Here is a 12366-nt window from a genome sequence, read left to right on the forward strand (position 1 = left end):
GATATGTTTGCTCGCACGAACATCATCCATCAAACCGGCGTTCTTGTTTCTGTCTTTCCCAGGATTCCGTGAAGAACCTTTTTTATTGCCTGCCGGACTCTCACCAGGGACTGCGTCCCAGGTTATTCGCTGCGCTCACCCCTGCGGGGCCGCGCTGAAGCGCGTTCAGCTGCGCTGTCGAGTCCAGGTCGCGGAGCCAAATTCAAGAAACCCGGTCTTCAGGCCGGGTTTTTTATTGCCTGCCGGACTCTCACCAGGGACTGCGTCCCAGGTTATTCGCTGCGCTCACCCCTCCGGGGCCGCGCTGAAGCGCGTTCAGCTGCGCTGTCGAGTCCAGGTCGCGGAGCCAAATTCAAGAAACCCGGTCTTCGGGCCGGTTTTTTTATTGCCCGCCGGACGCTCACCAGGGACTGCGTCCCAGGTTATTCGCTGCGCTCACCCCTTCGGGGCCGCGCTGAAGCGATCAGCTGTGGCCGCGACAACGCCGCGATGATCGGCTATCGCTCGGCAGTACTCAGCGCGGCCGGCAGAGTCAGGATGCAAACAGCTTGCTCAGGCAACTGAGTTTCTTCTTGTACGAGTGCCGCGCCTGCAGCGCCTGCTCGAGGGTCACCGCTACGAAACGGGCCTTTTGGTTGGGTTGCATCTGGCCGACCAGATCGAGATCGGCACTGATCACCGTTCCGATCATCGCGTAACCACCACCGGATACTGCGTCACGATGCAACACGATAGGCTCGAGCCCTGCGGGAACCTGAATGGAGCCGATCGGGTAGCAGCTGTCGACGATGTTCGAGGGGTCGGAGCCTGCGCCGAATGGCTGCTCACGCGCCTGGAAACTCAGAGCACTGCCACCTTTGAGACGATAACCGATGCGATCAGCTTCTGAGCCGACCGTCCACGGCTCGGCGAAAAAGCTCTGTGCGGCGGATTCGGTCAAGCGGTGAAAATACAAACCAGGTACGACGCGCAACGTGACCTCACCACCCAAGGACTGTCGCAAAGCCATAGGCAAGCTGGCACCAGCGCGGCTTTGGGCGCTGCAGATAGCAACCGGCAACTCGTCACCCGCTTTCAGAAGACGCCCCTGAAAACCGCCCAAAGCGCCTAGCGCATAGGTCGAGCGACTACCGAGCACGATTGGCACGTCAATGCCGCCCGCCACGGCCAGATAGGCTCGCGCGCCGGCCTTTGGAAAATCAAAGCGCAGCGTTTGCCCTGCCCTCACCCAGAACGAAGTGTCGGCGTGCATCTGCGCGCCATCGACTCGCGGCGTCATGTGCGCGCCGCAGACCGCCACCAGTGCGTCCGCCTGAAACTCCAACTCAGGCCCCAGCAGCGTGCATTCCAGCGCCGCTGAGCCTGCCGGGTTACCGACCAGGTGATTGGCCGCGCTTAGGGCGTATTGATCGAGCGCCCCGGACGGAGGAATGCCCAGGTGGTAATACCCTTCGCGGCCGAGATCCTGTACCGAGGTGGCGAGACCGGGCTTGAGTACCTTGATCATGCCAACACCTCCTGCAACGACTTGGGATAGCCGACAGGGTCGGCCAGAAACGCGTCCAAGGAAAACTCCACCGGCCGAATCCGCAGATCGAAGCGACCGGCCTCCACCTCGGCCAACGCGTGGTCATAGGCCTCACGTTCGATCGGTTTGAACTGCACGATGTCACCAGGACGGAAGAACACCATGTGCTCTTTCAAGTACGCGAGCTTCTGCTGCGGATCGTAGATCGGCGCCGGCGTGACACCGAACATCTGGTAGCCACCGGCGCCGCGCACCGAGTAGATGCAGCCAAAGCAACCGCCATGCCCCAAGGTCAACCTGGGCGTGTCCGTACGGGGTCGCAGATACTTGGGCACCTGCAACTGGCGAGCACGCTCGACCATCTGGAACATGAATGGCAACCCGGCGACGAAACCGACCATCGAGACAAACCAGGGTGCACCGCTGTGGGCGGCGATGAACGCGTCGACGTCCGCCAGGCCGTTGATCCGCGCGGCGTATTGCAGATCCGTGACGCTCGGATCCTGGTGACGATCACGAAAGCGCATCAGGGTCTCGTGAGTCCAGGGGTCGTTGTAAAGCACCGGAATCTCGATAATCCGCGTGTGTAATCTGCGCTCGGCGACCGCCCCGGCCTCTGCGCCTTTGACGGCTTCGAGCAAGGCGTCCGGGGCAATGCGATCAGGGTCGAAACGAATCTGAAACGATGCGTTGGCCAGACATACATCGAGCACGCCCTCCAGCGCCATGCGCTCTACCGCGCGGGTAACCGCCAGCCCCTTGAAGAACGCTTCGAGGGACATGCTGTCACTGACCTCGGCAAACAAATGCTCGTCGGCACCAAAGCTATAGCGGATGGGAGTACTCATGTTTCACCTCCTACACAGCGTTCGGCCTGCCGGGTTTCGAGCCGAATCGACATCGAACGATTGACTGGTTGAGCCTGGCCACCGAGCGGTACGCCGGCTGCCTGTGCGTTACAGCGAGCATCTGCGGCGCGGGTGGTGCGCACGACAGGGCCATCCTGGCTGACGAGCGGTGACTCACGAATGGCTCGAGCCATCTCGCCCATTGTCGAGCGTTGCGACAACCCGACTCGACGCCCGAGAATCGCCATCATCTATCAACGAGGTGCACGAACCTTGATTCCGGCATCATCAAGGGCATTACGCGTAGTTTCGACCAGCGCCAGGGCGCCTGGCGTATCGCTGTGCAAACAGATGGAATCGAATTCAATCGCCAGGTCTTCGCCCTCGACCGTGCGCACCACGCCCTGCAGACAGGCGCGTAGCACTCGCAGGGCAACTTTGGCAGGGTCGTAGGCACCGACGTTGCGGGTGAATACGATGGACCCGCTGAGGTCATACTCGCGATCGGCGTAGAACTCCCGGATCACCGGTTGGCCGAGCGTCTTGGCGACACGCCAGATCGCTGAGTTGGGCATGCAATACAACAGCAATTCAGGTTCGAGCCGCTGGAGATTCTCCACCAGCAAGCGGGCGGCGTCTTCATCTCGGGCCAAGTGCATGTAGAGCGCGCCATGGGGCTTGATGTGTTGCAGCGCCACCCCTTGAGCCCGGGCGAGTTCGCGCAGGGCCCCTAGCTGATACAGCACGTCGTCGACCAATTCCTGAGCCGAGGCGTTGATATGCCTGCGACCGAATCCGACCAGGTCGCGATACCCCGGATGCGCGCCAATGGCCACGCCATGACGTTTGGCCTGTTCGATCGTGCGACGCATGGTGCCAGGGTCACCGGCATGGAAACCGGTCGCGATGTTGGCCGAGCTGATGAAGCCCATCAGCTCATTATCCACGCCGTCACCAATCGTCCATGGGCCAAAGCTTTCGCCCATGTCCGAGTTGAAATCGACTGTCTGCATGACGCTTGCCCTCGACACTTGTGGCTTCATGCAAAGCAACTTAGATTCTCGCTCACCCCTTGGGAAGATCTATTAATAGATAGGGTATCTTCTGAAAAACAGATACTTCGCCGTACGGAATGCCCATGTCACTGACCCTTCGCCAGATCCGCTACTTCGTTGCCACTGCCGAGATAGGGCAAATCTCCCAGGCGGCGATTCATCTGAATATTTCTCAGTCGGCGGTGACCACGGCGATCAAAGAGCTGGAAGGCATGCTCGGCACGCAGCTCTTCCAACGATCGGCTCAAGGCATGAGCCTGACCGATGCCGGGCGACACTTCCTGAATAGGGCCTATGTGATTTTGCGCAGCGTAGACGATGCGCTGAACAGTCCGATGCCGGACATGCGCGCTAATGGGCTACTGCGCCTAGCTGCAAGTTATACGGTGATCGGCTACTTCCTGCCGCACCACCTGCAACGGCTGGAACAGGGATATCCGGACGTGACCATCGACGTCCACGAGCAGGAACGTACTGCCATCGAACAGGGTCTGCTCGATGGTCGATTCGATATGGCGGTGGTGCTGACCGCGAACCTCACTCACCCGGACATCGTTTCGGAAACGCTCCTCAACTCCGAACGCCGGCTATGGATTCCCAGCCACCATCCCCTTTGCGAACGCTCGGCAATCAGCCTGGCCGATGTAGCGAAGGAGCCCTATATTCTGCTGACCGTGGATGAAGCCGAACAAAGCGCCATGCGTTACTGGGACCGCGCACGCCAGCGGCCGAGTGTGAGAGTACGCACCAGCTCGGTGGAAGCGGTGCGTAGCATGGTCGCCAATGGCCGCGGCGTAGCGATCCTCTCGGACCTGGTGCACCGTCCCTGGTCGCTGGAAGGCAAACGCATCGAGACCCTGACCATCACCGACAAAGTACCCCCCATGAGCGTTGGTCTGGCGTGGCATCGTGAGCGTGAATTCAACCCGGCGATGCAGGCTTTTCGAAAGTACTTCCACGATGCATTCCTGGCACCCCAGCAGCATTTCGCGCGGCGCCAAGTCACCTAATCACGCATAGGGTCTGTACGAAAAGTCTCCGAGCGAAGGTCAGGCGAGGCAAAAATCGGTGAGGAACGGACTGAGCTCGCATCCGAGGATACGTGCTGTAAATGAGCATTACTCGCTTCGCTCGCCCTTCGGGTCGCGCTAAAGCGCGCTAGCCGCAAGCGGCTTGCAGACTGGGCTGGCACTCCAGCCGATTTTTAACGAAGCATCACCGAGCGCAGGTATTTTTCGTGCAGAGCCTAGTGCTTACCGGTTGAATCCTCGGGATCTCTAGCCGTTCATTGACCCGCAGCCCTGGCCGAAGCCATCAGCTGGCATAGAGATATGCCTCGACATCCATCCCCGCATCACGCATCTGCGCCAGTTTGTAGCGCAAGGTGCGCGGGCTGATGCCCAGGCGCTCGGCGGCCTCTTTGCGGCGCCCACGCTCGGCACGCAGGATATCGATTATCACCTGATATTCCCGACGTCGCAGATCCTCGCCCAGGGCGCCATCCGCCACGCTTGCGTCCGGCATGACCGGCAGCGGTGCGTTCGGCACCACCGCCAGTTGAGGCGCAGGTGCGGACTGTGCGAACCCGATGGGTGCGTTCAGGCACAGATCCTGAGGCTCGATGACACCATTTTGCTGAAGGATGACCGCGCGCTGAATGGCATTATCCAGCTCACGCACGTTGCCCGGCCAGGCATGCCCCGTCAGGCAGGCGACCGCCTGGGCGGAGAGCCGCAGCGGCGCCAGGTTCATCTTCTTCACGTACTTGGCCAGCAGCCGCTCGGCCAGGGGCAGGATATCCGCCGGGCGCTCACGTAACGGTCGCCAGGCCAGCGGGAACACCGACAGGCGATAGAACAGATCCTCCCGGAAGCGGCCTGCCGCTACTTCTGCAGCCAGGTCACGGTTGCTGGTCGCCAGCACGCGGATATCCAGGCTGATCGGCTTGCGAGCGCCAACCCGTTCGACCTCACGCTCCTGCAGCACACGCAGCAGCTTGGCCTGCAAAGCCAGCGGCATCTCGGAGATTTCATCAAGCAGGATGGTTCCGCCCTCGGCCAGCTCGAACTTGCCCGGCGCGCTGGCAACGGCGCCCGTGAATGCGCCCTTTTCGTGACCGAACAGAGTGGCTTCCAGCATGTTATCCGGAATCGCCGCGCAGTTGATGGCGATGAATGGCCCCTTGGCACGCGGAGACTGCTGATGAAGATAACGTGCCAGAACCTCCTTGCCGGTCCCCGACTCGCCGGTGATCAGCACGGTGGAATCGCTACGAGCGACCCGCGCCGCCAACTCGAGCAGCTGCAAGCTGGCCGGCTCGCAGGCTACCGGCCCGTCCTGCTCCAGCTCGCTGGCCCGCCCGAGCGCATGGCGCGCCACCAGCGACAGCAGGGTCTTGGGCTCGAACGGCTTGACCAGATAATCGGCTGCGCCACGACGTATGGCATCGACGGCACGCTCGACGGCGCCGAAAGCCGTCATCAGCAGCACCGGCAACTGCGGCTGGCGTTCGCGAATGGCGCATAGCAGTTGATGACCATCCATGCCCGGCATGTTCACGTCACTGATCACCAGCCCGAACGGTTCCTGGGCGATGGCGATCAGCGCCGCTTCGGCGCAGTCGACGGCCCGGTAATCATGGCCACCAAGCTCGAGGGTGTCGGCCAGGGCTTCGCGCAATGCGCGATCGTCTTCAACCAGCAGGACTTTGGCAGCCATGGGTCACTCCTGAATCGTGGGGTGCGCTGGGATAATCAGCGGCAGAATCAACAAGGCACAGGTACCGCGACCCGGCCGTGAACGCAGGTGCAACTCGCCCTGGTGGGCGCGAGCGACCGCCTTGACCACGGCCAGCCCGAGGCCAGTGCCGGTGGTCTTGGTGGTGAAGAACGGCTCGCCCAGGCGCGCCAGCGTGAGTGCATCGATACCGGGACCGTCATCACTGATGCACAGACGCAAGGTGGAATCGCGCCTATAGGCATGCACCTTGAGGCGCACACCCTGCCCTGCAGCCTGGATGGAATTCTCGACCAGGTTCAGCAGCGCGCCCACCAGCGTGTCGCGATTGCAGAGCAGTTCGCCGCCCCGTACATCGCATTGCCAGCGAACGTCGACGCCTTGCAACACGGATTCACCGGCCTGCCTGAGCGCCTCGAACAGCTGAGCAGGATCGACTCGGTCCGGCAGTGGCAGCTCGCCGCGGGCGAACACCAACATGTCGCGCACTTGATGCTCGAGCTCGTGCAATCGTTCTTTAAGGCGCCCGGCGAAGCGCTGTTGCTGCTCGGCTGGCAATACCTGTTCAGTCAGGTGACTGGCATACAGCAGCGCCGCCGATAGCGGCGTACGCACCTGGTGAGCCAGTGACGCGACCATGCGCCCCATGGCACTCAGGCGCTCGTGCCGCGACAACTGATCCTGCAAGCGACGGGTTTCCGTCAGATCGGTCAGCAACACAAGTTGGCCCGGCTCGCCCTGCAGCGAGCGGGTGGAAATCGACAGTCGCCGGCCATCGGCCAGAGAAATTTCATGACCGTCGTCGCGCCGGGGTGCGAAGCGCTGCGCGATCACGTCACGCCACAGGCACCCCAGAAGCGCCTCACCGAGCATGTCTCGCGCCACGGGGTTGGCTTCACGCACCACGCCATGGCCGTCGATGACGACCACGCCACCGGGCAGCAGATCCAGCAGGCTTTGCAGGCGATGAGCCAACCGCTCCTTTTCGTTCAGCTCCTGCACGCGTTGTTCGCTGACCTGGGCCAGCTGCCCAGTCAGTTCATTGACGCGATTTTCCAAGAGACTGTAGGAGCTACCCAGCCGGCTCGACATCTGCTCGAACAAGGCCAGCGACTGCTCCAGATCCCCACGCTCCGCCTGTACCGGCGTCGAGGTCTCCAGAGGAGCATGGCGTTGTGGGCTTGGTTTCATTGCACTCTCTCGCTGGGCGAGCCGTCAGAAGGCGGTCATTTGCCAGAGAGCTAGCAATACTCATGCCTGAAAATAAATTGCTTAATTTTCAGTGTGATAGCGATTTATCGGATAGCAACTCGTCAATCAACTGACTGTCCGAGGGGTAAAGCCTGAAGGGAAACAGGTGGGCTGTCGCCCACCTCATGCGGCTCAGGCCAAGCGACTCAGTCGTCGCCAGACTCGTCCTCGCGGCGGCTCATGCCGTACTTGCGCATCTTCTCGACCAAGGTAGTACGGCGAATGCGCAGGCGCTCAGCGGCGCGCGCCACAATGCCGCCGGCATCATCCAGCGCCTGCTGGATAAGGCCCTGCTCCAGATTGCCGAGGTAGTCCTTGAGGTCCAGGCCCTCGGCTGGCAGCATCGCTGGCGACATCACCGATGGCGACGAGGAGGTCAACACCGCCCGCTCGTCCAACTCATCGCGCAGGCTCGCAGCGAGCTGCTCGTCCTCGTCGTCGACATGGCGGAATTTCTTCGGCAGCTCGCCCACACCGATCACGCCATAGGGGTGCATGATCGCCATGCGCTCGACCAGGTTGGCCGGCTCACGAACGTTACCCGCCCAATCATGGCGACAGAGCGACATGATGGCGGCGGAGTTGAAGCGGATCGAACCGCGCTTCTCATGCTCCATGCGCGAGATCAGCTCGTTCATCAGCAATGGAATATCTTCGATGCGCTCACGCAGCGGCGCCATCTCGATGGGGAACACGTTGAGGCGGTAGTACAGATCCTCACGGAAGCTGCCGCCCTCGATCATGCTCTCGAGGTTCTTGTGGGTCGCCGCAATGATGCGCACGTCGGCGTTCTGGGTCTTGTTGCTGCCCACGCGCTCGAAGGTACGCTCCTGCAGTACTCGCAGCAGCTTGACCTGCATCGGCAGCGGCATATCGCCGATCTCGTCGAGAAACAGCGTGCCGCCATTGGCCAGCTCGAAACGCCCCGCACGACTGGTAATGGCCCCCGTGAAGGCGCCCTTCTCATGGCCGAACAGTTCGCTCTCCAGCAGCTCGGCGGGAATAGCACCACAGTTGACCGGCACGAACGGCGCCTCGCGGCGCTTGGAGTGGTAATGCAGATTGCGCGCGACGACTTCCTTGCCGGTGCCCGACTCCCCGAGAATCAGCACGCTGGCCTCGGTATCGGCCACCTGCTGCATCATCTGCCGGACCTGTTGAATGGCGCGACTGGTGCCTACCAGGCTGCGAAACAGATTGGGTTCTCGCTGCCGGCCACGCTCACGGGCTTGGTCATACATCTCGCGATAGACCTGGGCGCGGTGCAGGGAGTCGAGGAGCTTGTTGTAGCTGGGCGGCATTTCCAGGGTGGCCAGCACGCGGCGGCGAAACTCTTCCGGCCAATCCGTGGTGGCATGCTCATGAAGCATCAGAACCGGCAGGTACTCATCCCAGGCGGCGAACTCCTTGAGCAGATCCAGCGCCCCACCCCTGAGTTGCACCTCGCCGAGCAGGACACCGAGGATGCTTCTGCTGGAGTCGATCTGCTCGACCACCTTGTTCCAGTCGCTGCTGCCACACGCAAGATGATCTTCGCCGAGAAAATCCAGAATCACCGACAGGTCACGGCGACTTTCAAGGTTGTCATCGATTAGCAGAAGCTTGGTTTCACGCCACATAATTGTTCGGCCCAGAAAGAGAAAGCCACCAGCCGCCAACGCGCCGGCATATGGCCAGCAGTAAAGTAAATTATTGGCGCTTAGTCAATTTTATGGCGTGATTATTTAGCGGAAGTTGCGATGAGGCCCAAAAGAGCGCTCGGCAATCAGAAGGCGTAGAGAAAAAGGGTGACGCTGCAGACAACAATAGCGCCTATAGGCTGACTCAGCCAAAAAGCTGATAAACCTTCGCACCCTGCTGCGACTGGTTGAACTGGACGAGTTCGTTAGCCAAGCGCTGACGCTCGGCTTGGCACGCAGTTACCAAATCCTTATAGAGATCCAGCAACTCTTCCATTCGCGCCCGCAGCGCACCATCGTCCTCGGCAGCATCGACCATGGCATCTTCCACAGCCTGGCGGCACTGCAGATCCAGCTCACCGATAGCCGCCCAATCCTGGGTGGACAATGCCTGGCGCATTGCCGTACCCGTATTCTGCAGACGCTGAACAGATGTATTCATAGAAAACTCCTTTCCAGCCCGCCAATCACTGGGCGATTGCATCCCAACCGGATTTGACGTTGCGAAGCAAATCGGCGACTTCATCGAGCGGCTCGACGCTGTTCTTCAGGTTAGCCTCCAGCAAGCGGCGGCTCATGTAGTCGTAAAGGTTATCCAGATTCACAGCCAGCTCGCCACCTTCTTCAAGGTTCAGGCCAGCTCGCAGGCCGCCAATGATGCCAATGGCCTTGCCGATCAGCTCGCCCTTCATCGCGAACTGCCCGCGCTCCATGGCGCCACGTGCTTGGGCCAAGCGAGTCAAGCCACCCTCCATCAGCATCTGAATCAGACGATGCGGGCTGGCATCTACAGCCTGAGCCTGAGTGTTGACGTTTTGATACTGACGCATAGCGGCCATGGCGTTCATGCTGATGTACTCCAGTGTAAAGCGGGAATACTCAATGTATCGGCATGGTCTGCGTGAGCTTTAGTCGTGATTAATCCTTTTTAAGGATCATCGCAAGGCTATTGCGGCAGTAGCGGCATGTCACCTGACTGCCTGGCGGATGAGCACATAACCGTGAACCACCGTGCCGATCAGTTGGCCGCGGACTCTACTTCCGGACCAATTGCCTTCCAGGCGTCTCGAATCTGGGTCAGCAGCTCCTGCACTTCCTCCAGACGGCGCGGAGTGTCGTCCAGCGCTACGCCAACCAGACGACGGTTTATATAGTCGTAGAGGTTGTCCAGGTTCTGAGCCAACTCGCCGCCCAGCTCCTTGTCGAGGCTGGACTGCAGGACGGCAATAATGGAAATGGTGGCGCTTACCGCCTCGCCACGCAGCCCCGGGTTTGCCTCCTGCTGCGCGAATTGCGCCAGCGATACTCGCTCGATAGCACCGTCCAGCAGCAGTTGCACAGCCTGATAAGGAGTGACCTGCTGGCTTGTCTTGACGCTCTTGTAAGTGTCGATGGGCGTATTCATTTATTTGCTCTTCTTCACGACGCCAGGAAGGTTGGAAAGCGTATTTTGCAGTTGACTGCTGGTGCCATTGAGCTGACCAACCAACGAGTCCATCGCGTAAAATTGCTTCAGCAAACGCTGCTGCATCTTGTCGACACGCAGTGTGAGGTCTTCGGTCTGCTTCTTGATATCACTGCGCGTAGACTCGAGCGCCTGCATACGTTGAGACAGAATTCCACCAGTCTGGCTGTAGGCTGCAACCTGGCCATCCAAGCGCTTGGCCAAACCAGTATCACCCAGGAAGAAGGCGCCCACGGCATCGAAATCCTGCTTCATGGCTTCGTCTAGCTTGGTGTCATCGATTTTCAGGGTGCCATTCTTCTGGGTAGTGATTCCCAGATCCGCCAACACCTTGAAGTCGCCAGTACCAGTAGGATTGACCAGCTCATTACGAACACCGCTCAGCAGGTTACGAATCGTCGAATCGCCAACGAGCCCCCCAGTCAGGGGCGTTCCGTCTTCACCAACCTTGGTCACTCGGGTCAGATCATTGGTGGTGGTGATGAGCTTGTTGTAAGCGTCCACGAACTTCTTGATGCCCGCTTTGACACCGGCGTTGTCTTCGCCAATTTTGAGCGTCAGCGGTTTTTTATCTTCGGTCGTACCGACCAATTCGAGCGTGACATCAGAAATGGCACCCTTGACCGAGTTGGTAGGGCTGCTCAGCTTCAAGCCGTCGATGGAAAACTCGGCATTGGCTGCCTGCACGATGTAACCGGCACCCTGTGCATTCGTGGCATCGAGCTGGGTGCGGCCATCGACGCTGAGCGCGGCGAGATCGCCGCTGCCCGACACGATGACATCCTTGCCGCTACCGGTTTCATTGCCGCTGAAGACCAACCGGGATTTCCCGGTAGCCGGATCGTTGATGGTACTGACGGTTACGCCTTTTCCCTTCAGGGCGGTGTTGAGCTGATCACGAATACTACTCAGATCCGAGCCGGCAGCGATGCTTACATCTACCTCGGTTCCACCCTCGCCGATCTTCACACTCAGTGTTTGCGCATCGTCGCCGCTCTTGAAGTCAGCAGCCTGAGCCTGAGTGGCGACCTTGCTGGCAGTGGCCAGCTTTGAAACCTCGACTTGGTAAGTGCCTGCGGTGGCAGTTTTACCAGCAGTAGCCGTCAATGCAGCTGTATTCGAAGAAGTAGCGGTTCGTTTCTCGAACAGCGCAGCGCTGTTGAGATCCTTGAGCGCGGTTTGGAAATCGCCCAATGCGCTGTTGAGCTGGCCAAGACCGGACAGCTTGGTGGTGGTCGAGCTCGAGAGGCGGGCGAGCTGAGCTTCCTTGGGTGCTTTTTCGGCATTGACCATGGCGGTCACGAGCTCGCCAATGGGTAGCCCCGAGTTGATACCAGTCGTGATTCCGCTAACAGCCATAATCCCCCCTCGTCACCATATTGGCGCTCGTCCATTCACTCCATCTGGGCATTCAAGAAACGAGCCACAATTAGGCTTCGGCCTTGAACAACAAACTACGAACTTCTTCAAGATTTTCGGCAAGGCGCAGCGCCTCTTCCGAAGGCAGCTGACGAATCACTTCGCCGGACGCGCCATCCGTAACCTTGACTACCACCCTACCACTCGAATCATCGACGCTGAAATTCAGGTCGCGACGGATGTTCTGTACAAAGCTCTGGATGGAAGTGACCGCTTCATCAACCTGTCCGTAGACCTGGGCGGTTTCCTCGCTAGCTACAGCCGTGCGCGATTGCTCGTCGGCCTTATCGACAGATGCCGAAGACGCGGTCGGAGCCGAAGCAGTGGTCGATTTGCCCAAAACTGGCGGCAAACTCCCTATCGATATGTCCATTTTCTTTCACCT

At 60.0% G+C, this 12366-nt stretch carries 12 protein-coding genes; 1 reads left to right on the top strand and 11 read right to left on the bottom strand.

All coding sequences use genetic code 11. From position 1 onward, the window contains the following. Positions 1-532: 532 nt before the first annotated feature. The 3 genes from BVH01_RS14560 to BVH01_RS14570 all read right to left on the bottom strand — a co-directional run bounded on the left by BVH01_RS14560 (position 533) and on the right by BVH01_RS14570 (position 3389). Positions 533-1507: a biotin-dependent carboxyltransferase family protein gene (locus tag BVH01_RS14560; RefSeq protein WP_075931045.1), complete on the bottom strand. Its 975-nt coding sequence runs from the start codon at positions 1505-1507 to the stop codon at positions 533-535. Then, a complete protein-coding gene (locus BVH01_RS14565; RefSeq protein ID WP_075931046.1) occupies positions 1504-2376 on the bottom strand; it encodes an allophanate hydrolase subunit 1 in 873 nt (290 codons plus the stop codon). The genes BVH01_RS14560 and BVH01_RS14565 overlap by 4 nt, the downstream gene beginning before the upstream one ends. A gap of 254 nt (positions 2377-2630) precedes the next feature. Continuing rightward, complete coding sequence (locus tag BVH01_RS14570; protein WP_075931047.1) at positions 2631-3389, bottom strand: 5-oxoprolinase subunit PxpA; 759 nt, start codon at positions 3387-3389, stop codon at positions 2631-2633. 125 nt (positions 3390-3514) lie between these two features. On the opposite strand from BVH01_RS14570, the gene BVH01_RS14575 reads away from it, so the two are divergent. Next, the gene (locus BVH01_RS14575) at positions 3515-4441 is read left to right on the top strand and encodes a LysR family transcriptional regulator (protein WP_075931048.1); all 927 of its coding nucleotides are present in this window, start codon (positions 3515-3517) and stop codon (positions 4439-4441) included. A gap of 304 nt (positions 4442-4745) precedes the next feature. Here the strand turns inward: BVH01_RS14575 and BVH01_RS14580 are convergent, their stop codons facing one another. From BVH01_RS14580 to BVH01_RS14615, 8 genes are all read right to left on the bottom strand, one after another. After that, on the bottom strand, positions 4746-6149 hold the full coding sequence (locus tag BVH01_RS14580; RefSeq protein ID WP_075931049.1) for a sigma-54 dependent transcriptional regulator: 1404 nt from the start codon (positions 6147-6149) through the stop codon (positions 4746-4748). 3 nt (positions 6150-6152) lie between these two features. Continuing rightward, positions 6153-7358, bottom strand: a complete 1206-nt coding sequence (locus tag BVH01_RS14585) for a PAS domain-containing sensor histidine kinase (RefSeq protein WP_075931051.1) — start codon at positions 7356-7358, stop codon at positions 6153-6155. A gap of 206 nt (positions 7359-7564) precedes the next feature. Then, positions 7565-9037, bottom strand: a complete 1473-nt coding sequence (locus BVH01_RS14590) for a sigma-54 dependent transcriptional regulator (protein WP_075931052.1) — start codon at positions 9035-9037, stop codon at positions 7565-7567. Between the two features lie 205 nt (positions 9038-9242). Beyond that, positions 9243-9539, bottom strand: coding sequence for a flagellar protein FliT (locus BVH01_RS14595; protein WP_075931053.1), 297 nt, complete (start codon positions 9537-9539; stop codon positions 9243-9245). A 25-nt stretch (positions 9540-9564) separates the two neighbouring features. Further along, a complete protein-coding gene (gene fliS / locus BVH01_RS14600) occupies positions 9565-9945 on the bottom strand; it encodes a flagellar export chaperone FliS (RefSeq protein WP_027906174.1) in 381 nt (126 codons plus the stop codon). Between the two features lie 170 nt (positions 9946-10115). Further along, positions 10116-10502 (bottom strand): flagellar export chaperone FliS, encoded by a 387-nt coding sequence (fliS, locus tag BVH01_RS14605; protein ID WP_075931054.1) that lies wholly within the window; start codon positions 10500-10502, stop codon positions 10116-10118. After that, positions 10503-11921, bottom strand: a complete 1419-nt coding sequence (gene fliD / locus BVH01_RS14610; RefSeq protein ID WP_075931055.1) for a flagellar filament capping protein FliD — start codon at positions 11919-11921, stop codon at positions 10503-10505. Between the two features lie 70 nt (positions 11922-11991). Beyond that, positions 11992-12354 carry a flagellar protein FlaG gene (locus tag BVH01_RS14615; RefSeq protein WP_083651992.1) on the bottom strand — a complete coding sequence of 121 codons (363 nt, stop codon included), beginning with the start codon at positions 12352-12354 and terminating at the stop codon, positions 11992-11994. Positions 12355-12366: the final 12 nt, after the last annotated feature.

Source organism: Pseudomonas sp. PA1(2017) (assembly GCF_001945375.1).
Taxonomy (GTDB): domain Bacteria; phylum Pseudomonadota; class Gammaproteobacteria; order Pseudomonadales; family Pseudomonadaceae; genus Aquipseudomonas.

What these genes read in the sequence shown, in the direction of transcription:
- fliS (WP_075931054.1), bottom strand. Translation starts at nt 10,502, where the DNA reads ATGAATACGCCCATCGACACTTACAAGAGCGTCAAGACAAGCCAGCAG.
- fliS (WP_027906174.1), bottom strand. Translation starts at nt 9,945, where the DNA reads ATGAACGCCATGGCCGCTATGCGTCAGTATCAAAACGTCAACACTCAG.
- BVH01_RS14590 (WP_075931052.1), bottom strand. Translation starts at nt 9,037, where the DNA reads ATGTGGCGTGAAACCAAGCTTCTGCTAATCGATGACAACCTTGAAAGT.
- BVH01_RS14615 (WP_083651992.1), bottom strand. Translation starts at nt 12,354, where the DNA reads ATGGACATATCGATAGGGAGTTTGCCGCCAGTTTTGGGCAAATCGACC.
- BVH01_RS14570 (WP_075931047.1), bottom strand. Translation starts at nt 3,389, where the DNA reads ATGCAGACAGTCGATTTCAACTCGGACATGGGCGAAAGCTTTGGCCCA.
- BVH01_RS14585 (WP_075931051.1), bottom strand. Translation starts at nt 7,358, where the DNA reads ATGAAACCAAGCCCACAACGCCATGCTCCTCTGGAGACCTCGACGCCG.
- BVH01_RS14580 (WP_075931049.1), bottom strand. Translation starts at nt 6,149, where the DNA reads ATGGCTGCCAAAGTCCTGCTGGTTGAAGACGATCGCGCATTGCGCGAA.
- BVH01_RS14595 (WP_075931053.1), bottom strand. Translation starts at nt 9,539, where the DNA reads ATGAATACATCTGTTCAGCGTCTGCAGAATACGGGTACGGCAATGCGC.
- fliD (WP_075931055.1), bottom strand. Translation starts at nt 11,921, where the DNA reads ATGGCTGTTAGCGGAATCACGACTGGTATCAACTCGGGGCTACCCATT.
- BVH01_RS14565 (WP_075931046.1), bottom strand. Translation starts at nt 2,376, where the DNA reads ATGAGTACTCCCATCCGCTATAGCTTTGGTGCCGACGAGCATTTGTTT.
- BVH01_RS14560 (WP_075931045.1), bottom strand. Translation starts at nt 1,507, where the DNA reads ATGATCAAGGTACTCAAGCCCGGTCTCGCCACCTCGGTACAGGATCTC.
- BVH01_RS14575 (WP_075931048.1), top strand. Translation starts at nt 3,515, where the DNA reads ATGTCACTGACCCTTCGCCAGATCCGCTACTTCGTTGCCACTGCCGAG.